The sequence below is a fragment of the Bariatricus sp. SGI.019 genome, assembly GCF_050315235.1.
GTDB lineage: Bacteria > Bacillota > Clostridia > Lachnospirales > Lachnospiraceae > JAFBIX01.
Genome location: NZ_JBNPOQ010000028.1, coordinates 1 through 25,312 on the forward strand (window position 1 = coordinate 1; position 25,312 = coordinate 25,312).

Below are 25,312 nucleotides of genomic sequence, written 5' to 3' on the forward strand. Positions count from 1 at the left end.
ACTATTGACAATAGCATCTACCCACATACTGTGCCACCATAATATATCACTGTATTAATCGCCTGGATCATTGTCTTACCTGTATTAATTGAACCCGCAAGAATTAAAACATTCTGCCCTTCCACCATTCGCTTAGTATTATCGCAATTTTAGCATAATAAGTGTGATAATACACTATAAATATGAGAGTTTTTAGATTTTTTCGGTCAGAAATGACACCGACAGCTTTTTCTTCAGATCCATGATAATCGAAAAACGCACATCTCAAATTCATGAGATGTGCGCTAATATAATTCTTATAATTATGTACAATAATTAGTTGTTAATCAACTTATCTTCGCCATTCCAGCTGTACAGCTGTCTGATCTCTTTACCAATCTTCTCAGATGGATGTTCAGCAGCAAGCTTTCTCATAGCCTTGAAATGTACTTGACGTCCTGCAGGTGACATATCAAGCAAGAAGTCTTTTGCAAATGTACCATCCTGGATATCTGCCAGAATCTGCTTCATAGCTTTCTTTGTATCAGCTGTGATAATCTTAGGTCCTGTAATATAATCACCATATTCAGCTGTATTAGAAATAGAATATCTCATTCCTTCAAATCCACTCTGATAGATCAGGTCAACAATCAACTTCATCTCATGGATACATTCAAAATAAGCATTTCTTGGATCATATCCTGCTTCACAAAGTGTCTCAAAACCTGCCTGCATCAATGCACATACACCACCACAAAGAACAGCCTGCTCACCAAAAAGGTCTGTCTCTGTCTCTGTACGGAATGTTGTCTCAAGAAGTCCAGCTCTTGCTCCACCGATTCCAAGACCGTAAGCCATTGCTTTCTCCCATGCTTTTCCTGTGTAATCCTGTTCAACAGCGATCAAGCAAGGAGTTCCCTTTCCAGCCTGATATTCACTTCTTACTGTATGTCCTGGTGCCTTAGGTGCAATCATCGCAACATCAATATTCTTTGGTGGTTTAATACATCCAAAGTGAATGTTGAAACCATGTGCGAACATCAGCATATTGCCTTCCTCAAGGTTCGGCTCTACATCTTTCTTATACATATCAGCCTGTAATTCATCATTAATCAAGATCATGATGATATCAGCCTGTTTAGCTGCTTCTGCTGCTGTAAATACCTGTAATCCCTGTGCTTCAGCTTTTGCCCAAGATTTACTTCCTTCATAAAGACCAATGATAACGTCACATCCAGACTCTTTTAAGTTAAGGGCATGTGCATGTCCCTGGCTTCCGTAACCAATAATTGCAATCTTCTTTCCCTCTAATACTGATAAATTGCAATCTTCCTGATAAAAAATTCTTGCTGCCATTTTGACATTCCTCCTAATTATTATAAATCATTTAATTTTGTATTGTTAAACAAGGGCAGGTATCTGAAGCCACCCTTATTTAAAGGCTTTGTCTTCTCTCGAACATTGTTATAATCGATTAATCAATAATCGTAACATCCTTGATTCCTCGAGATAATCCTGTAATTCCGGTTCTCGCCAATTCCAGGATCTCATATCCGTCGAGCAATTTCAAGAAAGCATCCAGTTTTGACTGATTACCTGTAAGTTCCACCATTAACGATTCCGTCTCAACGTCTACGATCTTAGCACGGAAAATATCTGCCACAGAGATAATCTCCGATCTTTCTGCTGCATTGGCACGAATCTTAACCATGATTAATTCACGATATACGGATTCATCTGGTTTTAACACTTTGATTTCAATGACATCTTCCAATTTCCGAACCTGCTTTTCAATCTGAGACAAAATCAACTCATCTCCAGATGCAACAATGGTAATCCTTGTAAATCTGGGATCCGCAGTCACACCAGCAGTAATACTGTCAATACTGTATCCACGTCTGCTGAAAAGTCCTGCGATGCGGCTTAATACACCCGGATTATTGTCAACCAATAATGAATAAACTCTTTGCATACTGCACCTCTTCCCCATCTTTATTTTAAAAACAGAGTGCGTTCTGTTTTTTTATAATAACAATATCTTCCTGTTTTGTCAAGCGAAACATTAACAATATTTCAAGATATCTTCCACAGATTCTTCAATATAATCTGCACCGGCTTCTTCCAACTCTTCTCTGTTACCAAATCCATAAAGGATTCCCAGGCAATCAATTCCTGCTGTCTTGGCGCCAAATACATCGTGCTCCCTGTCACCAATCATCAAAACAGAGGACTTATCTTTGATCTTACATGCCTCCAGCGCATACTGTATCACTTCTGCTTTCGTTTTTCTTCTGCCATCCAACTCCATTCCCGCCACATAATCAAAATACGGTGTCAGTCGAAAATAATCTATAATTTTTCTGGCATATGGCTCAGGTTTTGAAGTTGCCACTACCAATCTTACATCGGCATTTCTCAGTTTTTTCAGCACTTCTTCCAATCCATCATAGACACGATTCTCAAAGATGCCTTTTTCCTGATAATATTCCCGGAAATAACCAATGGCCTTCCAACACTGTTCGGTTGAAAATTCATATAACTTATGGAACGATATATCCAAAGGCGGTCCTATAAACTCACATAGCTTTGTACGATCCTTTTCTTCAATTCCGAACTTATTCAACGCATATTTTACAGAATTTGTAATACCCTGCTCAGAATCTGTAATTGTCCCATCCAGATCAAAGAAAAAAGTATGATATCTTCTGTTCATATCTGCTCCTTCCAAAACTGTCATGATATCCAAACACCCAAGACTGATTATAATATTTTCCCTCGGTCTGCGCAAGACGTATCTTATATGCCTTCTCAGGTAGTTTCCACATTTCTTTTGAATTCAATATACGTTACAATAAAATAAAGAAAATCCTTCTTAATACAAAAAAAAGCAACATCCTCAAACTCCTCTGGGGCTGTCACCTGATATAATGCATTCTCTAATAATTGCTTCAACTCCTGCCGGATGACCGGTTCATCCTCAATAATCACAATGTGCATTTTTCTCTCCTCGTTCAAAAAGGTACACCACATTTTTCAATTGGGGACGTAGTACTTTTGCAAAGTACTACGTCCCCAGTTAATTATTTCACAAGCAAGCTCTTTCCTGTCATTTCTTTTGGCTGTTCCATTCCCATTAGTTCAATAAGGGTCGGAGCGATGTCTGCCAGACATCCACCTTCTCTTAACTTATAAGCCGGATCAGCATTCACAAGAATAAATGGCACCGGATTGGTCGTATGGGCGGTAAATGGCTCACCTGTCTCATCATCAATTAATTGTTCTGCATTTCCGTGATCTGCACAGATGAACATCTGACCATCTACTTCCTTGACTGCGTTAACTGCTTTACCTACACATTCATCGACTGCTTCGATTGCCTGAATTGCAGCTGCTTCTACACCAGTATGTCCAACCATATCTGGGTTTGCGAAGTTGATGATAATTACATCATATTTGTCAGATTTAATTGCTTCTACAAGTTTATCACACACTTCATATGCGCTCATTTCTGGTTTCAAATCATAAGTTGCTACCTTTGGAGATTTTACCAGAATCCTGTCTTCACCTTCATTTGGCTCTTCCACTCCGCCATTAAAGAAGAATGTTACATGTGCATATTTCTCTGTCTCAGCGATACGTGCCTGTTTTTTGCCATGTGCAGCCAAAAACTGTCCAAAGGTATTCGTGATTTCTTCTTTTACGAAAGCAACCTGTTTATTTTCGATCGTAACATCGTATTCTGTGAAGCAGACAAAAGTTGTCTTGATTCTGTCTCCTCTTTCAAATCCTTGGAAATCATCGTCACAGAAAGTTCTTGTAATCTCTCTTGCACGGTCAGGACGGAAGTTGAAGAAGATAATGGAATCATTATTTTTGATAGTAGCGGTTGGCGCCCCGTCTTTCATGACTACTGTTGGAAGCACGAATTCATCTGTTGTCTCTTTGTCATAAGATGCCTGGATTCCTTCCGGACCACTGACAGCAGTTTCGCCTGTTCCATTTACCAGAGCGCGATATGCCTTTTCCACACGATCCCAGCGGTTATCTCTATCCATTGCATAATAACGCCCCATAACGGTTGCAACTTCACCAACACCTATTTCCCCCATCTTGGCAATCAGCTGTTCCACATACTCTTTACCAGATGCAGGAGGTGTATCACGTCCATCCAGGAAACAGTGAACATATACTTTTTTGATCTCCTGTCTCTTTGCCAACTCTAGCAGTCCATAAATATGCTCATTATGACTGTGTACACCACCATCTGATACCAATCCCATCAAATGCAGTGAAGAATCATTAGCCTTTACATTCTCACATGCTGCAAGAAGTGCAGAATTCTCAAAGAAATCACCATCCTGAATTGCCTTTGTAATCTTAGTAAGATCCTGATAAACAATACGTCCGGCACCCATATTCAGATGTCCAACTTCAGAATTCCCCATCTGTCCATCAGGAAGCCCTACTGCCATTCCACTGGCATTTCCCTTTACAAATGGATACTCTGCCATCAATTTATCCATAACCGGAGTCTTTCCTTCTGCCACAGCATTTCCGGTAGTATTCTCATTCAGTCCATATCCGTCTAAAATCATAAGTACTGTTGGTTTTTTGCTCATTTTATTTCTCCTTTATTCTTCGATTATAAATGTTGAAAATATTCTAATCATCGGACTTTATTTACACAATTTTTCTAACCACACATCCGCAAGTTCTATCCAGCATGCACATTCATCTTGCACACCACTTCCATCTTCCCGCTCTACATGTTTTGTTGCAAGACTCAATCCATGCTCTCCTTCCGGAAAAATATGCAGTTCAACGGGAACATCAGCCCTTCGAAGCGCCATTGTCATCAAAAGGGAATTTTCAACCGGCACCGTCTGATCTTCAGCCGTATGCCATATAAATGTGGGCGGCATTGTATGCGTCACCTGATTCTCCAGAGACATCTGTTCCCTACACAATGCAAACTTATCTCCCAGCAAGTTTTGAAAGCTTTCTATATGTCCGTATCGAACATCTGAAGTAATCACTGGATAACTAAGCATAATTCCTCTAGGCTTTAATTCTTCTGTTGTAAGCCCGGATCTGGAAGCCATAAAATCCTGATTCCAGAAAATCCCGTAACTTGCTGCCAGATGCCCTCCTGCCGAAGATCCCTGGACAAATATTCGTTCCATATCAATATGCCATTCTTTCGCATATTCCCGCAATATCTTCATTACCTGACCCACTTCCAGAATCTGAGTCGGAAATTGTGCAGGTGCAACAGAATAACGAAGCACACAGGCATGATATCCCTCATTCAGAAAATGCATGGCCAAAGGCTCTCCTTCTCTATAGCTGGTCATTTGGTACGCCCCGCCAGGACATATAATGATCATCGGACGCTTTTTTATCTTTATCTTGTCAACCGGGGTATCCAAAATATATGTTTCAAGCTTTGCATAATCCAAAGACCCTTCCGCCCGTATCGGTATCTCTTTATAAATCATAAACGTAATCCTCGCAACCCAAAAATCGTAGGGAGCATATGCTGCACCCTACGACTGATGATATTCTTACTTGTAATTTACGATCTTTCCAAAGTCAGCTTTTAAAGAAGCTCCACCAACAAGACCACCATCAATATCAGCCTGAGCAAATAATTCTGCCGCATTTCCTGCATTTACAGATCCGCCGTACTGGATACGAATTGCTTCAGCGGTAGCTTCGTCATAAATCTCTGCAATACATGCACGAATTCCAGCACAAACTTCTTCTGCCTGTTCTGTTGTAGCTGTCTTACCTGTTCCGATAGCCCAGATTGGCTCATAAGCGATAACTGCTGTCTTAGCCTGATCTGCTGTTACATTCAGGAATCCAACCTTAACCTGCTGACGGATGAAATCCATAGTTACGCCCTGCTCTCTCTGTTCTAATGTCTCGCCACAGCACATAATTGGTGTGATACCATGCTCAAATGCTTTTAACATCTTTTTATTGACTGTCTCATTTGTCTCTGCAAAATATTCTCTTCTTTCAGAATGTCCAAGAACAACATACTTGACACCTGCATCTGTAAGCATTGCTGGAGCAATCTCTCCTGTGTATGCACCTTTTTCTTCAAAATACATATTCTCAGCACCGACCTGAATATTAGAACCTTTACAAGCCTCTACTACAGGGATAATATCAATTGCCGGTACACAAAATACCACATCAACATCTTCACTTGCTACTAATGGTTTTAACTCTTCAACTAATGCAACTGCCTCACTTGGAGTTTTGTTCATTTTCCAGTTGCCTGCTACAATTTTTCTTCTTGCCATTTTCATTCTTCCTCCGAAATTATAAAAATATACATATTCACTAAGTCGCCTTCGGCCTACTTATCATTTGCTGCTGCTACACCTGGCAGTTCTTTTCCTTCCAGGAATTCAAGAGATGCACCACCGCCGGTAGAAATGTGGGTCATCTTATCACCATAACCAAGCTGATTAACTGCAGCTGCAGAATCACCGCCACCAATAATAGTCACTGCATCTGTCTCAGCAAGTGCTTTTGCAACTGCTTCTGTACCGTGTGCAAAATTCGGCATCTCAAAGCAGCCCATTGGTCCATTCCATACAACCGTCTTAGCATCATGTACAGCTTCACTGAAAATCTGCGCTGTCTCAGGTCCGATATCAAGACCTTCCCATCCGTCTGGGATTTCACCACGCTGTACTACTTTAGTATTTGCATCATTGGAGAAATCATCAGCGATAATGTTGTCTACAGGAAGCAGCAATTTTACGCCTTTTTCTTCTGCCTTTTTCAACATATTCAATGCATATTCACAATAATCTTCCTCAAGAAGAGAATTACCTACATTTCCGCCTAATGCTTTGCTAAACGTATAGGACATTCCGCCACCGATGATCAATGTATCTACTTTATCAAGAAGGTTCTCGATAACTGAAATTTTGCTGGACACCTTAGCGCCGCCAAGTATGGCAACAAATGGTCTCTCCGGATTATTAACAGCATTTCCAAGGAAATCAATCTCTTTCTGCATTAAGTAACCTACAACTGCTGTATCCACAAACTTTGTAACACCTACATTAGAGCAGTGTGCACGATGTGCGGTTCCGAATGCATCATTAACAAATACATCACAAAGAGAAGCCAGATCTTTGCTGAAAGCATCACCATTCTTTGTCTCTTCTGCTCTATAACGTGTATTTTCAAGAAGAATTACATCTCCGTCTTTCATAGCTTCAACTGCGGCTTTTGCATTAGGGCCGACAACTTCTGGATCTGCTGCAAATTTCACTTCCTGTCCAAGTAATTCAGACAAGCGGACAGCAACTGGTGCAAGAGATAATTCCGGTTTTGGCTCTCCCTTTGGCTTTCCAAGGTGAGAACAAAGAATAATCTTTCCACCGTCTGCGATTAACTTTTTAATTGTAGGAAGTGCGGCAACAAGACGATTCTCATCTGTAATCTTTCCATCAATAAGCGGTACGTTAAAGTCACATCTTACAAGTACTTTCTGTCCCTTTACATTAATATCGTCTACTGATTTTTTATTAAGCATATGATTTGCCTCCTCAGTTATATTTTAAGGTAACACACCTTAATATTTTCAAAACAACTATTGTAAAAAAGGGTCCGGTCCAATATAAGACCGGACCCTGTGTGAGTCTTAATATTCTGAAATTATGCTAATTCAGAGAAGTATTTGATTGTTCTTACCATCTGGCTTGTGTAAGAATTTTCATTGTCATACCAAGATACAACCTGAACTTCTGTTGTTCCATTGTCTAATGGGCATACCATTGTCTGAGTAGCATCGAATAAAGAACCAAATCTCATTCCTACGATATCACTGGATACGATTTCATCAGTATTGTATCCGAAAGATTCGTTAGATGCTGCTTTCATAGCTGCGTTGATCTCATCAACTGTTACATTTCCTTCAACAACTGCTGTTAAGATTGTTGTAGAACCTGTTGGAGTTGGAACACGCTGAGCAGATCCGATTAATTTACCATTTAATTCTGGGATAACTAATCCGATAGCTTTTGCTGCACCTGTGCTGTTTGGTACAATATTAACTGCTGCAGCACGAGATCTTCTTAAGTCACCTTTTCTCTGTGGTCCGTCAAGTGTCATCTGATCACCTGTGTAAGCATGAATTGTGCACATGATACCAGATTTGATTGGTGCAAGATCATTCAATGCTTTTGCCATTGGTGCAAGGCAGTTTGTTGTACAAGAAGCTGCAGAAATAACTGTATCTTCAGCTGTCAATGTATCATGGTTTACATTATATACAATTGTTGGCAGGTCATTTCCAGCTGGTGCGGAAATAACAACTTTTCTTGCTCCTGCTTTTACATGTGCAGAAGCTTTTTCTTTTGATGTATAGAATCCTGTACATTCAAGAACAACGTCTACTCCGATTTCTCCCCAAGGAAGTTCTTCAGCGTTAGCTTTTGCGTAGATCTTGATTTCTTTTCCATCAACGATGATAGAATCATCTGTTGCTTCTACCTTATCAGCCAAAGCATATTTACCCTGTGAAGAGTCATATTTTAATAAATGTGCAAGCATCTTAGGAGATGTTAAGTCGTTGATTGCTACAACTTCATATCCCTCTGCTCCAAACATCTGTCTGAATGCAAGACGTCCAATACGTCCGAATCCATTAATCGCTACTTTTACTGCCATGATTAATTCCTCCTAAAGTTTGTTTATTAACTGGTTACGCAGTCTAATATTGTGAACTCTTCAACATCTCATCCCAATGACTTTGTTAAAGATTCCTCAACTAGAAATAATTGTACTAAATCTGATACAAAAATTCAAGTGGTTTTCCTTCGCTTTTCCTATTTTTATGGAAGTTGCTTAAAATGAGGCTTTCGTTCAGAAAATTCTGTATAATATTTAAAACCACAATCTTTTAAAATACCAGAAACCTTATCAAAATCATAAGCAATATGTTCCGGCTTGTGTCCATCTGCACCCACGGTAATGATCTCTCCACCCAGTTCTCTGTATCTTTTTAGGATATCAGAATGTGGATGCGCAAACGGCAGACCATATTTTAACCCTGACGTGTTCAATTCAATTCCTTTTCCGTGTTCAATCAGATATTTTAAGATCATATCTATTTCACCTGAAAATTTCTGGTACGAATATTCTTTTTCTCTATTCTCTCCATAACGAATCACATAATCAACATGTCCCAGTACATCAAAATCCTGACACTTCTGGATATCTTCATAAGTCTCTTCAAATGTAATTCTATACGCTTCTTCATCTGTATGATTTTGAAATAATTTTCTTGTTGCCGGATCGGATGTTTCCACCCAATGGACGGATCCAATCACAAAATCAAATGGATAACCGGATACAAATTGACGGTAGTATTCTCCCAAATGAGGGCGCAATCCGAGTTCCACTCCAATTCGCACCTCAATCTGTTCACGATATTTTTCACGAAGCGGACGTAATGTTCTAAAGTACTCTTCTGGTTCAAAGATATCTTCTGGCCCCCATTCCATATTATCTTTATCAAAATGATCTGTGATACATATTGTATTCAATCCTTTGTCAATGGCTCCCTGTATCATTTCTTCTGGTTTCGCATCGGAATCATGTGAAAAATTCGTATGCAAGTGACAATCTGATATCATTACTTTCATTCCTCTCCTATAATTGTTCCACCGCCCAGCACATATTCGCCATCATACAGTACTACAGCCTGACCAGGAGTAATCGCCCTTTGTGGTTCTTCAAACCGGCATAATATCTCATCTTCTCCCGTCTTTTCTACAGTACACCAAGCCCCACGGTGATTGTATCGTATTTTTGCCCAGACTCTTTTTTTCTCAGGGAGATCTTCTTCCGACATGAAATTTATGCGATTGGCTCTTACATAATACGACATAGACTCTTCACTGGTCCCTACTACAACTTCATTCGTTTCTGGACGTATCTCTAAAACAAACACAGGATGTCCCAGCGACAAACCAAGTCCCTTTCTCTGCCCAACCGTATAATGAACAATCCCCTTATGCTGTCCCACTACAGTACCGTCAGACAGAACAAAATTGCCCGGTAAAATCTTCACCCCGGCATTCTCTTCAATATAAGATGCATAATCTCCATCCGGCACAAAACATATATCCTGACTGTCTGGTTTATTCGCAACCTGAAGCTGTAGTTTCTGTGCCATCTCGCGAATCTCACTCTTCGAATAAGCGCCTACCGGCATTAATGTATGCGACAGTTGTTCCTGCGTCAGATTATAAAGAGCATATGTCTGATCTTTTGCATCGGTCGTAGAAGTCTTTAATGCATACCGGCCATTTGGCAATTGATCAATCCTTGCATAATGTCCCGTTGCAATATAATCAGCCCCAATATCCAGACTCCTTTTCAGAAGTGCCTCCCATTTTACATAACGGTTACAGGCAATACAAGGATTCGGTGTTCTTCCATGCAAATATTCATCTACAAAGTAATCGATGACATTCTTTTTAAATTCTTGTCTAAAATTCATGACATAATAAGGAATTTCTAGAGAAGCCGCTACTCTTCGTGCGTCTTCTACCGCACTGAGCCCACAGCAGCCTCCTTGTTCTTCCTGCACACTCTGCTCTTCTTCCTGCCAGATCTGCATCGTCACTCCTATTACATCATACCCCTGTTCTTTTAACAGCCAGGCAGCCACAGAGGAATCGACTCCTCCAGACATTCCAACTACAACTTTTTTCTTTTCCATCATGCATCCTCAGTCTAATACTCCTCTTCTTCTGCTTCTTCGCCTTCATGAATGTCTGATTTTGGCTTTTTTAACCCTTCAATCTCAATTCCATTTTTTTGTGCATAGTCCCACAATGCAGCATGAATCGCTTCTTCTGCCAATAATGAACAATGAACTTTCACCGGCGGGAGGCCATCCAGAGCTTCCATAACTGCTTTATTCGTCACTTTCATTGCTTCCTGGACAGATTTACCTTTCACCATCTCAGTAGCCATACTGCTGGTTGCTACTGCGGCACCACAGCCAAATGTTTTGAATTTTACATCGCGAATAATCTGATTTTCATCAACATCAAGATAGATTCTCATGATATCTCCACATTTTGCATTTCCAACTGTGCCAACTCCGCTGGCATTTTCTATTTCACCCACATTTCTCGGGTGTTCAAAATGATCCATTACTTTTTCTGTATACATGACATTTCTTCCTCCTATGCCTGTTCCTTTTTGATAAAATCTTCATACAATGGAGACATCTCTCTTAGATGACTCACAATTCCTTTTAATGTGTCTACCACATAGTCGATATCTTCTTTTGTGATTTCTTCACTCAAAGTCAATCTCAGAGAACCATGTGCAATTTCATGCGGCAATCCAATTGCTAATAATACATGAGACGGATCCAGAGAACCCGAAGTGCATGCTGACCCACTGGAACCGCAGATTCCCTTCATATCCAGCATAATCAAAAGAGATTCTCCCTCTACGAACTGAAAACTAAAGTTTGCGTTATTTGGAAGGCGATCCGTTCTGTGTCCATTTAATCTACAATATGGGATTTCCTTTAATACACGATCGATCAGATAATCCCGAAGTTCTACTTCTTTGTCTGTTCTTTCCTGCATCGTTGCCACAGCACGTTTTACCGCTGTTCCCAGGCCTACGATTCCCGGAACATTTTCTGTTCCGGCACGGCGCTTTCTCTCCTGCGCTCCGCCATGTACAAACGAACGAATCTTTACGCCTGTACGTATATATAAGAATCCGATTCCTTTCGGGCCATTTAATTTGTGTCCACTGGAACTCAACATATCGATATGACATTCATCTACATTAATCGGAACCTGTCCAAACGCCTGAACTGCATCTGTATGGAACAAAATTCCATGTTCATGCGCAATCTCACCGATTTCTTTGATTGGCTGGATAGTTCCAATCTCATTGTTGGCAAACATAACCGATATTAAAATGGTTGTAGGGCGGATTGCTGCTTTCAGATCATCCAACTTGACTTTTCCATTCTCATCTACATCCAGATAGGTAACCTCAAATCCTCTTTTTTCGAGATATTCCCCTGTATGAAGAATTGCGTGATGCTCTATCTTTGTTGTAATGATATGATTGCCCTTTCCAGAATAAGCCTCTGCTGTTGCTTTTAACGCCCAGTTGTCTGATTCCGATCCGCCAGCGGTAAAATAAATCTCATTACTTTTTGCACCTAACGCCTCGGCAATAATATCTCTCTGTTGATTAATGACTTCCTTATTTCCTGCCGCGAAACTATATACACTGGAAGGATTACCAAACTTTTCAGTAAAATATGGAAGCATTGCCTCTACTACCTCCGGTGCTGTTTTCGTTGTTGCTGCATTATCCAAATAGATTAATTTATCCATGGTTTTTCCTCCATTCATACTTATTATTTATCTTGATTACATTTCGAGCTGTCACACGCTCCTGCCGGATTCAAATTCTTACTCTCTCGCACCAATTCATCCAGCATCATCTGATTCACCGTTTCGTTAATACTATCGTTGATTTTCTGCCATACGTATTTGGTAACACACCCATCGGACGCCATACACCCTTCTTCTGAATAAAACGCTGCACATTTGACAGGCTCAAGGCTGCCTTCAAGCGCCCGCAGAATATCTCCTACAGAAATCTCTGCCGCATTTTTCGCAAGTATATATCCACCAGTTGCACCCCGGATACTTTTTACCAACCCGGCTTTTCTAAGCAATGCCACTAATTGCTCCAAATATCTCTCGGAAATATTCTGCCTTGCCGCGATGCTGTTAATGGATACCGGCTCTACTTCACTATATCTGGCAAGATCTATCATTGCCCGCAGACCATACCTACCCTTGGTCGAAAGTTTCATTTTCTTCTCACCTTCTTCTAATCCCTAGTATTTTGCTAGGATTTTCATTTGTAGAATACCACCACGTACTTGTTCTGTCAAGGCATTCTTTAGAATATATTATAACAATATCTTTCCGGAGGTCTGATATGACACACAAACAAGCAATCATGAAAGGAACTTTCATCTTAACACTGACAGGATTCGCCACCCGATTCATGGGATTTTTTTACCGCATTTTTCTAAGTCATACTTTTGGCGAAGAAGGCGTCGGACTTTACCAACTGGTTTTTCCTATTTATACACTCTGCTTTTCACTTACTTCTGCCGGTATAGAATTAGCTTTGTCCCGCTGCGTTGCAACACGCATTGCACAAGGCCAGCCCAAAGAAGCGAGAAAGTTGCTGTACACCAGCCTCTTCCTCACCGTCGCAGCTTCTTGCATTACAACATTGTTACTGCAGCAAAATGCAGTTTCAATCTCACAGACATTTTTACAAGAACCTCGATGCACAGACTTGTTAATCATTCTTTCCTATGTATTTCCATTTTCATCTATCCATAGTTGTATCTGCGGATATTATTTTGGTCTAAAACAGACGAAAATTCCAGCTGTTTCACAACTTATTGAACAGACTGCAAGAATCGCAAGCGTCTATTTTATTTATCTGTACGGGGAAAGAAACGGCATTCATTTTGGTGTATCGCTTGCAGTTGCAGGTCTTATTGCTGGGGAGATTACTTCTTCCCTCTTTTGTCTTCACTCAATTTACGGAAATAAAGAATTTTCAAAACTTTCATTATTCTCTCTACAAAAATATTTCAAATATGGACGTGAACTAATCACATTATCATTACCACTGACCGGCAATCGCGTACTTCTAAATATTCTCCAAAGCATCGAAGCTGTATCTATCCCTGTCAAACTACAAACATACGGAATGTCACTGAAAGAATCTTTAAGCGCCTATGGAGTTTTGACCGGAATGGCACTGCCTTGTATCCTGTTTCCTTCTGCAATCACGAACTCCATTTCCACCATGCTTCTTCCCACTGTTGCAGAGATTCAGGCATTAAACAATCGTAAGGAACTGACGAATCTTATCAAAAAAGTATCCTATTCTTGTATTTTCCTTGGTAGTATCTGCTGCGTTGCTTTACTAGCTTTCGGAAAATGGATCGGTATTATTTTATTCCATAGTTCTATGGCTGGAGATTTCATTATTACCCTCGCTTGGATATGCCCTTTTCTATATACAAATAACACTTTTATCAGCATTATTAATGGAATCGGAAAGACAACTTTGTCTTTTGCAATCAATTCCGTAAGCCTTAGTATCCGTATCTTCTGTGTATTTTTCTTAATTCCTGTTCTCGGTATACAAGGTTATCTGTGGGGACTCCTTGCCAGCCAGCTAAGTACTTTTTTCTTCTGTCTGCTCTATCTCAGCCACTTTTTACATAAGTCACAGACTTAGTCTGTCGTACTGCATTCGGATACGGTTGTGTTTATAGGGTCCGTAAAAACAATTGCATGAGCATTGGATTCACATAACTTTCCAGTAAAATTCCTACTGCGACAAAAAGTATCATACAGATTGTCTTGGATGCATTCCATTTGGAAGCCGGATAAGAGAAAAAATACCACAAAAGAATCATATATCCTGCAATATAAAAGAAAAAATGTGGTGTCAGCGCTACAAGACATAATACCATCCCTTTTAATCCCATTTTCAGAACAGCAGCTGCCATGATCAGACCACCTGCAAAACTTGTCCATAACAAAAATATTATTGTAAGGATCTTCCGTAATCTTCCATATCCAATAGCTACCATCAAAATAAGAGGTGTACATCTTACTCTTATGATATACCAAAGATATTCTGTAACTTCAATTTCATCCGTATTATATTGATTCAGAAAAAAATCATTTAGTATGCCCATACTTGTAATATATTCTTTTGGTACCAGATTCGCACACATAATTCCAATAAAAAAACCCAGCATACAAAGCAAGACCAAATACCTTTTGCTCTCTCGCATCTTTACAAACGTCCCTCCCTTTGCCAAGATACTTCATTATATGCCAGGCAAAAAATTATATTCTTATATACTTTGATTCATAAGCAAGAATTGCTGCAATTGTCTTAGAATCTTCAATCTTTCCTGTAAAAATCATCTCTTTTAACTCATCTAGAGTATATGCCTTCACATCAACATATTCATCTTCATCCAAATGCTGATGCGATGGTATCAAATCTTTTGCAACATAGATTTCAATCTTCTCATCACAAAATGCTACCGTTGTCCGTAATGTGAGCAGCCATTCAAGATGTTCAGACTTATATCCCGTCTCTTCTTCCAATTCCCTTTTTGAACACTCTATCCCAGGCTCATTCGGAGCATCTAACTTCCCCGCCGGGATCTCTAAAGTATGTCTTTCCAAAGCATTTCTATACTGTGTTACCATTAAGATTCTTCCGTCAGGAAGGACAGGGACAACTGCAGCCGCTCCATCATGATGAATAAAATCCCAATCTGCCGAATTACCATTTGCAAACTCCATATGATCTTTATATATCTCCAGGATTGCTCCCTGATATACTAATTCACGCCCCGTACGTCTAACTTCTTCGCTCATTCTTGCTGCCACCTTTCTTTTATCAATAAAAATCTGTTTTCTGAGATAGAAAAAGGATCAGCCGAAACTGATCCTCTTTACATTTATCTTCTACTTGGCATAGTCAGTAACACGTGACTCACGAATTACATTGACCTTAATCTGTCCAGGATATTCCAATTCATACTCAATCTGTTTAGCAATATCTCTAGCCATCAATACCATGTCTGCGTCAGATACTTGTTCTGGAACTACCATAACACGAATCTCTCTACCTGCTTGAATCGCAAAAGATTTATCAACACCCTTGAACTGGTTGGTGATATCTTCTAATTGTTTTAACCTGTTTGTATATGTTTCTAATGTTTCTCTTCTCGCACCTGGTCTTGCAGCAGATATCGTATCGGCTGCCTGTACCACGCATGCAATCAAAGTTTCCGGCTCTACATCCCCATGATGTGCTTCTACTGCATTAATAACAGTCGCAGACTCTTTGTATTTTCTACAAAGATCTACACCAATCTGAATATGTGATCCCTCCACATCATGATCTATAGATTTTCCGATATCGTGTAAAAGTCCGGCACGTTTAGCAATTCTGACATCTAAACCGATCTCACCTGCCAAAAGTCCGGCAAGCTGTGCCACTTCTACAGAATGTTTTAAAGCATTCTGTCCATAGCTTGTTCTGAATTTCATACGTCCCAAAAGTCTGATCAACTCTGGATGAATTCCATGAACACCTACTTCTAACGCAGCTGCTTCACCTTCTTCACGTATCATAGCATCCACTTCTTTTTGCGCTTTTTCTACCATCTCTTCAATTCTGGCCGGATGAATACGTCCGTCAACAATCAGTTTCTCAAGCGCAATTCTTGCGACTTCTCGTCTTATTGGATCAAAGCCTGACAACACAACCGCTTCCGGAGTATCATCAATAATCAATTCTACACCCGTCATCGTCTCTAAAGTTCGAATATTACGGCCTTCACGTCCAATAATTCTTCCTTTCATTTCGTCACTCGGAAGCTGTACAACCGAAATTGTAGTCTCCGCAACATGATCTGCTGCACATCTCTGAATAGCAGTAACAACATATTCCTTTGCCTTTTTATCTGCTTCTTCCTTAGCCTGCGCTTCAAGTTCCTTGACCATCTTTGCAGTATCATGCTTTACATCTTCTTCAACAGTTTTTAACAAATATTCTTTTGCTTGTTCGGAGGTAAGTCCTGAGATTCTTTCTAGTTCCTGTACTCTTTGCCTGCTCAGCTCTTCCACTTTCGCTTCGCGCTGTCTCAGCTGTTCTTCTTTTGCTGTAAATCCTGCTTCTCGCTTTTCAATCGCATCCGCTTTTTTGTCTAAAGCCTCTTCTTTGGAAAGGACACGCTTTTCATAACGTTGTAACTCTGCTCTGCGTTCCTTAGTCTCCTTCTCAAGTTCATTCTTGTTCCTAATAGACTCTTCTTTAATTTCCAAAAGAGACTCCTTCTTTTTTGCCTCTGCGGTTTTCACTGCATCATCAATAATTTCTCTTGCTTTGCTTTCCGCATTTCCAATCTTCGATTCTGCATTTTTCTTCAGATTAGAAACAGTCAGAAAATGACTGATGACTGCTGTTGCAATAATCAATGCAATTACTACAGCAATTAATATTCCCATCGGCACAGGAGCACCTCCTTATTTAATTTTCATTGTACAAATACAACACTTAAATTTTATACTGTTTTCACAAAGATGTCAAGCATTCCACTCAGAAACTTGTATCACTTGCCGTATGTCGTCATATCGAAAGCCTTTTCTGACCAAATACCCCATCATTTTCTGCATTTCTTTATAATCTGTTGACTTGGGATCAAACTTTTTCTTCCTGACAATTGCTTCAATCGCTGCTATAGAATCATCATCTGCATAACACTCCTCCAAAGCTGTTTCGATCAAATCTTTGGGGAGTCCTTTCTGACAAAGTGCAGCATATATTTCTTTTTTGCTCTTCTTTTCTTTACGATTTTCGATAAAACTCCTGGTGTATTCTGCATCATTAATATACCCGAATGATTTTACATATGCTATTGCTTCTTCTACAATATCCGATGGATAATCGTTCCGTAATAATTTCGTCCGAAGTTGCGACTCCGTTCTTCCCATATCATTTAATAGATGCATCGCTCTTAATTTTGCACGTTTTAGAATAATCTCCTTACGTATGCTTTGATAAGTCTTTTCTTCCAATTCACTATCTTCTGCAATATGATAGCGAGACAGTTCGCCTTTGTATAACACAAAAGCGAACTGTCCATCTACATACACTTTATATCTTGTCTTTGTAGCCGGCTCAATCTTTGTAACAGTCATCTCTATTCTTCCTCTTTGGCCTTCTTTGTTCCGGTCTTTTTACTCTCTGCTGATGTCTCCGGTGTCTCCGAAGTCTCTCCTCCGATATTATAGTGAGCACGAATCTTAGCTTCTAACTCATCCATAATCTCCGGGTGTTCACTGAGATAGATCTTAGCATTTTCCCTGCCCTGGCCAATCTTATCCCCATTATACGCAAACCATGCTCCACTCTTACTTACAAGATTAATGCCGACTGCAAGGTCAAGGATATCCCCTTCTTTTGAAATTCCTTTGCCGAACATAATATCAAACTCTGCCTCTTTGAATGGCGGTGCTATCTTATTCTTTACCACCTTCACTCTCGTTCTGTTTCCGACCATCTCACCACTCTGCTTCAACGTCTCTATTCTTCTTACATCCATACGGATAGAAGCATAGAACTTCAATGCACGTCCTCCAGTAGTCGTCTCTGGATTTCCGAACATAACACCTACTTTTTCACGCAACTGGTTGATAAAAATAACAACGCAATTTGATTTACTGATTACCGGAGTCAGCTTACGCAACGCCTGTGACATTAACCTTGCCTGAAGTCCTACATGGCTGTCGCCCATATCTCCTTCAATCTCCTGACGCGGCACAAGAGCAGCAACCGAGTCAACAACGATTATATCCATGGCACCGGAACGTACCATCGTCTCCGTAATCTCAAGCGCCTGGTCTCCACTGTCCGGCTGAGAAATATATAATTCATCAATATCAACGCCTATATTCTTGGCATAAACAGGATCTAATGCATGTTCTGCATCTATGAATCCGGCAATACCGCCTCTCTTCTGTACTTCTGCAATCATATGTAATGCTACCGTAGTCTTACCACTTGACTCTGGCCCATAGATCTCAATAATACGTCCCTTCGGAACGCCACCAAGTCCAAGTGCAAGATCCAGGCTCAAAGATCCAGTTGGAATCGTCTCCACCGCAACCTGAGCTGCAGGGTCTCCGAGCTTCATAACCGTACCTTTTCCAAAATCTTTCTCTAATTTCGCAATCGCGGCATCTAATGCCCGTTTCTTATCATCACTTGCCATAATATAATCTCCTTCTTATAGGCGAACGGATGTTCGCTTTCTGATTAATATAGTATTATAAATATCCCCAAATGTCAATATGAATTTCATGAAAACACTGGAATTAAATCTTACAGACATGTATTGATCTCATAGAACAAAAGTGCCAGACTCCCTCAGAAAACAATTTAAAAATATCACACTTCTCACAATTCGTCAACAGACAGCTGCACACAGCATAAAAGCTGCCACCGCTGCCTGTCCATACATACATTTATATACTTACCACCACTACTTCGCATGGCTTTAAAATCACTTTATTTTCATCAATTCCCGCCATTTTATCCTGATTAGACAACAAGACCTTTCTAATCTTTTTGTCCAGTTCTACGACCATCTCTTTCTCACCAAAATTTGCAAGAACAACCGCTGTCTTTTCCCCTGCTTTTCTTGCATACGCGAAAATCTGCTCATCTTTCTCGTACATAGGAAGAAAATTTCCATATACAAACACTTCTTTCCACTCAGAATCTTTTCGAAGGCGGATTAGTCTTTTATAATAATTCAAGACAGAATTTGGATCTTTTTCCTGATCCTCAACGTTGATCTCCCGATAATTCTCATTGACTGCAAGCCATGGTTTTCCCATAGTAAATCCCGCATTTTTCTCTGCATTCCATTGCATTGGTGTTCTGGCATTATCACGGCTGAATCGGTAACATGCATCTAATGCCTCTTCTTTTGACAGTCCTGCATCCAAGGCGACCTGATACTGATGATATGTATCAATGTCATCATAATCGTGAATATCTTCTCTTCGGCAGTTTGTCATCCCTATTTCCTGTCCCTGGTAGATAAACGGAATTCCGCGAAGCAAAATGCTTACTGTTCCCAGCATTTTCACTCCCTGTGGATTTCTTGCATGTTCCGGAAGATATCTGCTGGCTCCACGAGGTTCATCATGATTTTCAATAATATTTGCAAGAAAAACTCTGTCTTGACATTCCACCTGTGAAGAGAAAATTGCTGCTTTCCATTTTAGAAAATCAACTTTCCTGGTATCATACCATCCATTTTCACTGCTTGTCAGGATATGTGGCTGGAAATCGAACATCGTCGAGAAATATCCATCTTCCCCAACAAATTCTTCCAATTCTTCCTCTTTCATATTGAACACTTCTCCGACAGTGAAAGCATCATATTTTGCAAACGTCTCTCTCTTTAGTTCCCCAAGAAATTTGCCAATTCCATCAACCTCTTCTACCATCTTTGTCGCACGACACATACCGTCAGGTCCATCCGGTTCAAAATCTGGAAATGCAAGATCCTTTTTTATATTTATGATTGCATCAATTCGAAAGCCGCCGATTCCTTTATCCAACCACCAATTGACCATATCGAAAAGTTCTTTTCTCACCTTAGGATTCTCCCAGTTCAAATCTGGCTGTTCTTTGGCAAACATATGCAGATAATATTTGTCTGTTCCTGGAACCTTCTCCCAAGTACTTCCCCCAAAATATGAACGATAATTGCTCGGTGGATTTCCGTCTTTCCCTTTTACAAAATAAAAATATTCTGCATACTCTCCGGCCGGATCATCCAATGCTTTCTGAAACCATTCATGCTTGCTGGAACAATGATTAATAACCAGATCCATAACTATCTGAATTTCTCTTTTTTTTGCCTCTTCCAGAAGAAGATCAAATTCTTCCATCGTTCCAAATTCTTCTGCAATCTTGTAATAATCGGAAATATCATACCCCTGATCAATAAATGGAGACTGATAGATAGGAGAAATCCATATCATATCTATTCCAAGTTCTTTCAGATAATCCAATTTTCCAATAATTCCTCTTAAATCTCCTATACCATCTCCATTGCTGTCCATGAAACTTTTTGGATAAATCTGATATGCTACTTTATCATGCCACCATTTCTTCTGTATCATCACAACCTCCATCTGTACTACATCTCTTTGCAGACATCAATCCACTCTTTATAGTTACTGTATATTTCTAATTCTGGAATCGTCAATTCAATCATACTGTTACTGCTTCCTGCCGCAGGAAATACCGTTTCAAATCTTTGAAGCGCTACATCCAGATAGACTTCTACTCCTTCTTTTACAGCAAACGGACATACCCCGCCTATAGCATGTCCCACAAGAGGTTCTACCTCATCTGACTTTAGCATCTGTGCTTTACATCCAAATTGTCCTCGGTATTTTTTATTATCAATCTTACAATCTCCCGCAGTCACAATCAGAATAATCTTCTCTTTTGTCCGAAAAGACAAAGTTTTGGCAATCCTTTTGGGTTCACATCCCAGTGCCTCAGCCGCTTCTTCTACTGTTGCACTGGAATGATTTTCTTCTCTTACTCTCTCTTCCATTCCGAATTGTCGAAAATACTCTTTTACATTCTCTATTGACATCGTTCTTTCCTCTTTTGCATTTTATTTTTACATCTGTCGTCCATTATAACGCAAAGTATTTTTTCTGTACAGCCAAACTATTCTTTTACATGCTGGCGCACTTTAATATCCAACACATACACCATTTAAACGTTCTTTTCTCAATACTTTCATCTGCTATTACATCATAAGAGGCAATTTCCTCCCCTTCCAGAATATATCTGACAATCCCAAGTGTTTCCCCTTTTACCACAGGCGCTTCCACGGAAGATTCCACTTCTGTTTGAACTTTCACTTGTTCATCATCTCGTAATAAAACCGGAATATCTTCTTTTCCATCTACATGCGCTTCAATCTGTATATTTGATTCAAATGGACTCTGCTTTCTTACTCCATTCGTAACAAAAACATCCGGGATCGACACTTCCTGCCATACATTTCGATACTCATATTCATTCAGCCCATACTCCATAAGCGCTCTGGTATCCTCCCATTTATAACTTTTATGATTTGGCCATCCACATGCTAAAAGTGCTACAATAAAAGTTTTTCCATTTTGCCTGAGTCCTCCCACGTAGCAATATCCTGCATCCGCTGTAAATCCCGTCTTTCCGGTCAGTGCACCTTCCATCATATCTAGAAATGCATTGTGATTCGTACAGGTAAAATTACGTTTTCCATCTACATCAGTAAATTGATAACTCCTTGTCTGTGTAATCTCCAAAAACTCCTCTTTCATCGGTGACTGCATCATACAATATCTCATAATCATAGCCAGATCTCTGGCTGTTGTAGAATGTGTACCTTCCTCATCAGAATCATCCAGTCCATTTGGCGTCACAAAATATGTATGGTTACACCCTAATTCTTTTGCCTTTCGATTCATTCGATCAGCGAAAGACTCCACAGAGCCTGCTATTCCCTCCGCAATCGCTACAGCACTATCGTTATGTGATTCCAACATCAGTGAATATAAGAGATCTTTCAGATAGTATCTTTCCTGACTCTGCACTCCCAAATGAACTTTAGGCTGTTCGGCTGCATAATCTGATATCGTTACCATCTGATTTTTCTCCATCTCTTCCAGTGCCAATATACAAGTCATAATCTTCGTAGTACTTGCCATTGGACGAATCTGATTTTCTTCTTTTCCATACAAAACACGCCCACTGTCAGCATCCATAAGTACTGCTGACTGGGCGTGTAACTGTTTCGGCTCGTCCTTATCTTCTTCTGCTTTTGCTATAAGATTTCCAAACTGTAAAAACAAAAAAAATATCAAAAAACTACACACTAATGATTTCTTTTCCATCCATTACACCATACATCTCCATGTTATTGAAATATATGTGAACAGAAATAAGTCTATGCGCGCGATTATTAAATATCCAGTTTTAACTGAACCTCTTCTTCTGCCTCTTCCTTAAAATTCTCCATCTGTTCTGGATTCAGACTCGGCAAGTCCTCTACCGACTGAACACTGAACCTTCGCAAAAATTCTTCTGTTGTTCCAAATAAAATAGGTCTTCCAGGTGCATCCAATCTTCCACACTCACATACCAGATTATATTCCACCAGTTTATTCACCGCATGGTCTGACTTAACACCCCTGATTTTCTCAATCTCCAACTTTGTCACTGGCTGTTTATAAGCAATGATCGACAACGTTTCCAGCAAAACATCTGTCAAGACATACTTCTTTGGCTGTTTTGCGACACGGATCAGATATTCGTACATCTCTTTTTTTGTACACATCTGAAATGCATCTTCCAATTCGATAATACGTATTCCTCGGTCTTCGGATTCATATTTATCCATCATTCTATGTATGATCTTACGGGTTGTATCCTCATCATGCTCAATCGCAGACGCAATCTTACTCAATTCAACAGAATCCCCCATAACAAAAAGAACAGCCTCTATAATTCCCTCTAATTTATTAATCTCCACTTCTTCCATACTACCTTTCCACTCTTAACTTTCCACTCTGGAAGTAATCATAATCTCGTCAAAAGCTTGTTCCTGCTCAATGGAGATTACTCCTTCTTTCATTAACTGCAGAATTGCCAAAAATGTAACTACAATCTGTGTCTTAGAATTCTGCTTTTCTAGGAGTTGGCGAAATCCAAATTTTCGATGCAGCTTCGCATATTCCGTAACATATTCTAGTTTATCCGGAAGGGTTACCTCTTCCTTTTCAATCTTTCCAAACTTACTGCGGACTGGATCTATTTTATCTATCTGCCTTTTCATTACATCCTGAAAAATATAGTTCAATTGAGCCAATGTAACATCTTTCAATAACAGATCTAAATCTACAGGTTCAACATATTCCATCACTTCTTCAGGAACCGTCGGTTCTTTAAACATCAGCTGTTCACCTTCAACCTGACGGTCCCGCAATTCGTAAGACATATATTTATACATTTTGTATTCTAGCAACTGTTCTACCAGTTCCTGCCGCGGATCCTCTTCTTCGCCTTCTTCGTTCACTTCTTTCGGCAGAAGCATTCGGCATTTTATGTCAAGCAAGGTCGCTGCCATTACAAGGAATTCGCTCATTACATTTAGATCTTCCTTTTCCATGGCCTTAATATAATCCATATACTGATTGGTGATCTCTACGATTGGAATATCGTAGATATCGATTTTATTCTTATCTATCAAATGTAAGAGCAAGTCCAACGGTCCCTCAAAGACTTGCAGCTTTACTGGAATTCCCATAAATCTCCCTCACACTTCGATTTCATTTGTCACAATTGTAATATTATACAGGATTTTCTTCGTTTGTACAAGTATTCCGCTTACAGTTCTGTGTGAGGCTTGCCAAAATTCAAAACAATCATTTCCGCTGGATTCATAATACGAATTGGAATGGAATGAACTCCCAACCCTTTACTGACAACCGTCGTCACATCGTCTTCTTGATAGATTCCTCCAGAATATTTTGGAAATATATGGAAATTAGGTGCAATCACACCACCAATCCCTGGAATACGTACAATTCCTCCATGCAAATGCCCAGACAAAATCAAATCTGCCCCCCATTCTTTATACGTATTTACATAAGATGGGTTATGCGCCAAAAGAATCTGATATCCCTGACCAGCTCTCCCTATTCTATCTTCCAGCGCCTGTTTCGAGAGTGGCCTCGTTCCAAAATGTCGATATCCATACAACGGTATTTCCAATCCTGTAATGTGAATTTCTATCCCACACCAGCAGAATCGCACAGATTCATTTTCTAAAAACCGAATTCCCGCCTGTAAAAGCTGACTTTGATACTCTTCATAAGACTGTTCATATTCTTCAGGAAGTTCCTTCAACTTCTGTTCATGATTTCCATTGACATAATATACTTCACATAAATCTGGAAGCCGGGATAAGAATTCAACTGTATGCACATAAGAATTCCCATTTTTTCTCACCAGCATATCTCCACCAATCAGTATCAGATCCGGACGAGCGTTCTGAATTGCTGAAAAAAGCTTCTCATTATCCTTTCCATAACTGTAATTGTGAAGATCACTAAGAAATACAATTCTTTTTTCTTCAGAAAGTCCTTCAAGTTTAGGGTTCTCAATCGTGTATTCCGTAACTCGAAATGTATAAAGTTCACGGATATTTTCAACCAAGGCCAACAAAATAATCAGCCCAAAAATCATCACTAATATCTTCAATTATTTCTCTCCTTTTTTATCTTGGATAATTATATAATTAATCCAATGATTTTGCAATTGCATAGGGGAATTTAGATGAGTTAGTTGGTGATTGGAAGGTGTACGGCGAGAGGATGGATTGGATGGTTGCCATTGCGGAGTCCTTCGCTAAGAATCCATAACAGGAAAAGAAGCAGATATTTTGTAACCAGACTGATTCACCCCGAAATCTTGATGATTTCGAGGCTCAGCAGCCTTCTCAGATCTGGCTTGAAGCCAGATCTTCGCACAAAATATCTGCTTCTTTTACAGTAACGGATTCTAGCGCTTGTCCAACGAACGGCAACCATCCAAT

Annotated in this window: 26 protein-coding genes; 1 reads left to right on the forward strand and 25 read right to left on the reverse strand. The window is 39.8% G+C overall.

The window, feature by feature from the left end; genetic code table 11:
* Positions 1-315: 315 nt before the first annotated feature.
* From ilvC to ACQRD1_RS13565, 14 genes are all read right to left on the reverse strand, one after another.
* On the reverse strand, positions 316-1,335 hold the full coding sequence (gene ilvC, locus ACQRD1_RS13500) for a ketol-acid reductoisomerase (protein ID WP_235233125.1): 1,020 nt from the start codon (positions 1,333-1,335) through the stop codon (positions 316-318).
* 118 nt (positions 1,336-1,453) lie between these two features.
* A complete protein-coding gene (ilvN, locus tag ACQRD1_RS13505) occupies positions 1,454-1,951 on the reverse strand; it encodes an acetolactate synthase small subunit (RefSeq protein WP_235233126.1) in 498 nt (165 codons plus the stop codon).
* Positions 1,952-2,041: 90 nt separating this feature from the next.
* Positions 2,042-2,692, reverse strand: coding sequence for an HAD family hydrolase (locus ACQRD1_RS13510; protein WP_235233127.1), 651 nt, complete (start codon positions 2,690-2,692; stop codon positions 2,042-2,044).
* Between the two features lie 95 nt (positions 2,693-2,787).
* Positions 2,788-2,976, reverse strand: coding sequence for a hypothetical protein (locus ACQRD1_RS13515; RefSeq protein WP_328282609.1), 189 nt, complete (start codon positions 2,974-2,976; stop codon positions 2,788-2,790).
* A gap of 83 nt (positions 2,977-3,059) precedes the next feature.
* Positions 3,060-4,598 (reverse strand): 2,3-bisphosphoglycerate-independent phosphoglycerate mutase, encoded by a 1,539-nt coding sequence (gene gpmI / locus ACQRD1_RS13520; protein WP_235233128.1) that lies wholly within the window; start codon positions 4,596-4,598, stop codon positions 3,060-3,062.
* A 57-nt stretch (positions 4,599-4,655) separates the two neighbouring features.
* Entirely contained in the window at positions 4,656-5,477 is an 822-nt protein-coding gene (locus tag ACQRD1_RS13525) for an alpha/beta hydrolase (RefSeq protein ID WP_235233129.1), read from the reverse strand.
* Between the two features lie 66 nt (positions 5,478-5,543).
* Positions 5,544-6,293, reverse strand: a complete 750-nt coding sequence (tpiA, locus tag ACQRD1_RS13530) for a triose-phosphate isomerase (protein ID WP_235233130.1) — start codon at positions 6,291-6,293, stop codon at positions 5,544-5,546.
* Positions 6,294-6,349: 56 nt separating this feature from the next.
* Positions 6,350-7,543, reverse strand: coding sequence for a phosphoglycerate kinase (locus ACQRD1_RS13535; protein WP_235233131.1), 1,194 nt, complete (start codon positions 7,541-7,543; stop codon positions 6,350-6,352).
* Positions 7,544-7,665: 122 nt separating this feature from the next.
* Entirely contained in the window at positions 7,666-8,679 is a 1,014-nt protein-coding gene (gene gap, locus ACQRD1_RS13540) for a type I glyceraldehyde-3-phosphate dehydrogenase (protein WP_235233132.1), read from the reverse strand.
* A gap of 164 nt (positions 8,680-8,843) precedes the next feature.
* Positions 8,844-9,647, reverse strand: a complete 804-nt coding sequence (locus tag ACQRD1_RS13545) for a histidinol-phosphatase HisJ family protein (RefSeq protein ID WP_235233187.1) — start codon at positions 9,645-9,647, stop codon at positions 8,844-8,846.
* Positions 9,648-9,652: 5 nt separating this feature from the next.
* On the reverse strand, positions 9,653-10,738 hold the full coding sequence (gene mnmA, locus ACQRD1_RS13550) for a tRNA 2-thiouridine(34) synthase MnmA (RefSeq protein WP_235233133.1): 1,086 nt from the start codon (positions 10,736-10,738) through the stop codon (positions 9,653-9,655).
* Positions 10,739-10,752: 14 nt separating this feature from the next.
* On the reverse strand, positions 10,753-11,196 hold the full coding sequence (nifU, locus tag ACQRD1_RS13555; protein ID WP_235233134.1) for a Fe-S cluster assembly scaffold protein NifU: 444 nt from the start codon (positions 11,194-11,196) through the stop codon (positions 10,753-10,755).
* 14 nt (positions 11,197-11,210) lie between these two features.
* Positions 11,211-12,395, reverse strand: coding sequence for a cysteine desulfurase NifS (gene nifS, locus ACQRD1_RS13560; protein ID WP_235233135.1), 1,185 nt, complete (start codon positions 12,393-12,395; stop codon positions 11,211-11,213).
* Positions 12,396-12,418: 23 nt separating this feature from the next.
* Positions 12,419-12,883 carry an RrF2 family transcriptional regulator gene (locus ACQRD1_RS13565; RefSeq protein ID WP_235233136.1) on the reverse strand — a complete coding sequence of 155 codons (465 nt, stop codon included), beginning with the start codon at positions 12,881-12,883 and terminating at the stop codon, positions 12,419-12,421.
* 128 nt (positions 12,884-13,011) lie between these two features.
* On the opposite strand from ACQRD1_RS13565, the gene ACQRD1_RS13570 reads away from it, so the two are divergent.
* A complete protein-coding gene (locus ACQRD1_RS13570) occupies positions 13,012-14,340 on the forward strand; it encodes a polysaccharide biosynthesis protein (protein ID WP_235233137.1) in 1,329 nt (442 codons plus the stop codon).
* Between the two features lie 31 nt (positions 14,341-14,371).
* Here ACQRD1_RS13570 and ACQRD1_RS13575 read toward each other — a convergent pair whose 3' ends face one another.
* The 11 genes from ACQRD1_RS13575 to ACQRD1_RS13625 form a co-directional block, all read right to left on the reverse strand.
* Entirely contained in the window at positions 14,372-14,905 is a 534-nt protein-coding gene (locus ACQRD1_RS13575; RefSeq protein WP_235233138.1) for a stage II sporulation protein M, read from the reverse strand.
* 55 nt (positions 14,906-14,960) lie between these two features.
* Positions 14,961-15,503: an NUDIX domain-containing protein gene (locus tag ACQRD1_RS13580; protein WP_235233139.1), complete on the reverse strand. Its 543-nt coding sequence runs from the start codon at positions 15,501-15,503 to the stop codon at positions 14,961-14,963.
* 90 nt (positions 15,504-15,593) lie between these two features.
* Positions 15,594-17,147, reverse strand: coding sequence for a ribonuclease Y (gene rny / locus ACQRD1_RS13585; RefSeq protein ID WP_347376312.1), 1,554 nt, complete (start codon positions 17,145-17,147; stop codon positions 15,594-15,596).
* Between the two features lie 72 nt (positions 17,148-17,219).
* A complete protein-coding gene (locus ACQRD1_RS13590; RefSeq protein ID WP_427787829.1) occupies positions 17,220-17,834 on the reverse strand; it encodes a regulatory protein RecX in 615 nt (204 codons plus the stop codon).
* Positions 17,835-17,836: 2 nt separating this feature from the next.
* Positions 17,837-18,907, reverse strand: a complete 1,071-nt coding sequence (gene recA / locus ACQRD1_RS13595; protein WP_235233142.1) for a recombinase RecA — start codon at positions 18,905-18,907, stop codon at positions 17,837-17,839.
* 253 nt (positions 18,908-19,160) lie between these two features.
* Positions 19,161-20,831 (reverse strand): alpha-glucosidase, encoded by a 1,671-nt coding sequence (locus tag ACQRD1_RS13600; RefSeq protein ID WP_427787832.1) that lies wholly within the window; start codon positions 20,829-20,831, stop codon positions 19,161-19,163.
* A 20-nt stretch (positions 20,832-20,851) separates the two neighbouring features.
* Positions 20,852-21,319 carry a YbaK/EbsC family protein gene (locus tag ACQRD1_RS13605; protein WP_235233143.1) on the reverse strand — a complete coding sequence of 156 codons (468 nt, stop codon included), beginning with the start codon at positions 21,317-21,319 and terminating at the stop codon, positions 20,852-20,854.
* Positions 21,320-21,404: 85 nt separating this feature from the next.
* Complete coding sequence (locus ACQRD1_RS13610; RefSeq protein WP_235233144.1) at positions 21,405-22,610, reverse strand: D-alanyl-D-alanine carboxypeptidase family protein; 1,206 nt, start codon at positions 22,608-22,610, stop codon at positions 21,405-21,407.
* A 68-nt stretch (positions 22,611-22,678) separates the two neighbouring features.
* Positions 22,679-23,257, reverse strand: a complete 579-nt coding sequence (gene scpB / locus ACQRD1_RS13615; protein WP_235233145.1) for an SMC-Scp complex subunit ScpB — start codon at positions 23,255-23,257, stop codon at positions 22,679-22,681.
* Between the two features lie 15 nt (positions 23,258-23,272).
* A complete protein-coding gene (locus tag ACQRD1_RS13620; RefSeq protein WP_235233146.1) occupies positions 23,273-24,022 on the reverse strand; it encodes a segregation and condensation protein A in 750 nt (249 codons plus the stop codon).
* A gap of 80 nt (positions 24,023-24,102) precedes the next feature.
* Positions 24,103-24,963: a metallophosphoesterase gene (locus ACQRD1_RS13625; RefSeq protein WP_427787833.1), complete on the reverse strand. Its 861-nt coding sequence runs from the start codon at positions 24,961-24,963 to the stop codon at positions 24,103-24,105.
* Positions 24,964-25,312 lie beyond the last annotated feature (349 nt).

Coding starts and splice junctions, on each gene's coding strand:
- tpiA (WP_235233130.1), bottom strand. CDS start 6,293: ATGGCAAGAAGAAAAATTGTAGCAGGCAACTGGAAAATGAACAAAACT.
- gpmI (WP_235233128.1), bottom strand. CDS start 4,598: ATGAGCAAAAAACCAACAGTACTTATGATTTTAGACGGATATGGACTG.
- ilvC (WP_235233125.1), bottom strand. CDS start 1,335: ATGGCAGCAAGAATTTTTTATCAGGAAGATTGCAATTTATCAGTATTA.
- ACQRD1_RS13570 (WP_235233137.1), top strand. CDS start 13,012: ATGACACACAAACAAGCAATCATGAAAGGAACTTTCATCTTAACACTG.
- ACQRD1_RS13545 (WP_235233187.1), bottom strand. CDS start 9,647: ATGATATCAGATTGTCACTTGCATACGAATTTTTCACATGATTCCGAT.
- gap (WP_235233132.1), bottom strand. CDS start 8,679: ATGGCAGTAAAAGTAGCGATTAATGGATTCGGACGTATTGGACGTCTT.
- ACQRD1_RS13510 (WP_235233127.1), bottom strand. CDS start 2,692: ATGAACAGAAGATATCATACTTTTTTCTTTGATCTGGATGGGACAATT.
- ACQRD1_RS13535 (WP_235233131.1), bottom strand. CDS start 7,543: ATGCTTAATAAAAAATCAGTAGACGATATTAATGTAAAGGGACAGAAA.
- mnmA (WP_235233133.1), bottom strand. CDS start 10,738: ATGGAAAAGAAAAAAGTTGTAGTTGGAATGTCTGGAGGAGTCGATTCC.
- ilvN (WP_235233126.1), bottom strand. CDS start 1,951: ATGCAAAGAGTTTATTCATTATTGGTTGACAATAATCCGGGTGTATTA.
- ACQRD1_RS13620 (WP_235233146.1), bottom strand. CDS start 24,022: ATGGGAATTCCAGTAAAGCTGCAAGTCTTTGAGGGACCGTTGGACTTG.
- scpB (WP_235233145.1), bottom strand. CDS start 23,257: ATGGAAGAAGTGGAGATTAATAAATTAGAGGGAATTATAGAGGCTGTT.
- ACQRD1_RS13605 (WP_235233143.1), bottom strand. CDS start 21,319: ATGTCAATAGAGAATGTAAAAGAGTATTTTCGACAATTCGGAATGGAA.
- ACQRD1_RS13575 (WP_235233138.1), bottom strand. CDS start 14,905: ATGCGAGAGAGCAAAAGGTATTTGGTCTTGCTTTGTATGCTGGGTTTT.
- recA (WP_235233142.1), bottom strand. CDS start 18,907: ATGGCAAGTGATGATAAGAAACGGGCATTAGATGCCGCGATTGCGAAA.
- nifS (WP_235233135.1), bottom strand. CDS start 12,395: ATGGATAAATTAATCTATTTGGATAATGCAGCAACAACGAAAACAGCA.
- ACQRD1_RS13525 (WP_235233129.1), bottom strand. CDS start 5,477: ATGATTTATAAAGAGATACCGATACGGGCGGAAGGGTCTTTGGATTAT.
- ACQRD1_RS13580 (WP_235233139.1), bottom strand. CDS start 15,503: ATGAGCGAAGAAGTTAGACGTACGGGGCGTGAATTAGTATATCAGGGA.
- ACQRD1_RS13515 (WP_328282609.1), bottom strand. CDS start 2,976: ATGCACATTGTGATTATTGAGGATGAACCGGTCATCCGGCAGGAGTTG.
- ACQRD1_RS13610 (WP_235233144.1), bottom strand. CDS start 22,610: ATGGAAAAGAAATCATTAGTGTGTAGTTTTTTGATATTTTTTTTGTTT.
- nifU (WP_235233134.1), bottom strand. CDS start 11,196: ATGTATACAGAAAAAGTAATGGATCATTTTGAACACCCGAGAAATGTG.
- ACQRD1_RS13625 (WP_427787833.1), bottom strand. CDS start 24,963: ATGATTTTTGGGCTGATTATTTTGTTGGCCTTGGTTGAAAATATCCGT.
- ACQRD1_RS13565 (WP_235233136.1), bottom strand. CDS start 12,883: ATGAAACTTTCGACCAAGGGTAGGTATGGTCTGCGGGCAATGATAGAT.
- ACQRD1_RS13590 (WP_427787829.1), bottom strand. CDS start 17,834: ATGACTGTTACAAAGATTGAGCCGGCTACAAAGACAAGATATAAAGTG.